We start from the raw sequence: 450 nt of genomic DNA, 5'->3' as shown, positions 1-450 counted from the left end.
CAGTATTTCGACGTGGCCGGCGTCGCGCTGACCCAGGGCCGCGGCTTCGACGAGGCCGACGTGGCGGCGATGGGCCAGAACGTCGTCATCGACGAGAACACCCGGACCAGCCTCTTCGGCGACGGCCCGGCGCTGGGGCAGGTCTTCATGGCCGGCAAGGTGCCCCTGCGGGTGATCGGCGTGGCCGAGGCGCAGAACCGCGGCCCCGGCGGCTCGACCAGCCTGACCGTCTATGCCCCCTATACCACGGTGCAGGCGCGCTACCTGGGCTCGACCAGCGTCAGCGGGCTGACCCTGCGGGTGGCCGACGACGTGGACATGGCTCTGGCCGAGCAGATGGTCGCCGACATCCTGACCCGGCGCCACGGCACCAGGGACTTCTTCATCGTCAACAACGACCAGATCCGCCAGACCATCACCTCGACCACGCAGACCCTGGCGCTGCTGATC

1 protein-coding gene is annotated in these 450 nt (G+C 69.6%); it reads left to right on the top strand.

The window, feature by feature from the left end; all coding sequences use genetic code 11:
- The coding region (locus DYI42_RS24045) for an ABC transporter permease (RefSeq protein ID WP_213549650.1) at nt 1-450 on the top strand (450 nt) is incomplete at both ends.

The organism is Vannielia litorea, from assembly GCF_018424695.1.
Classification (GTDB): Bacteria; Pseudomonadota; Alphaproteobacteria; order Rhodobacterales; family Rhodobacteraceae; genus Vannielia; species Vannielia litorea_A.
Note: the sequence above shows the minus strand (reverse complement) of the source record. Positions and strands in the feature narration are given on the sequence as shown.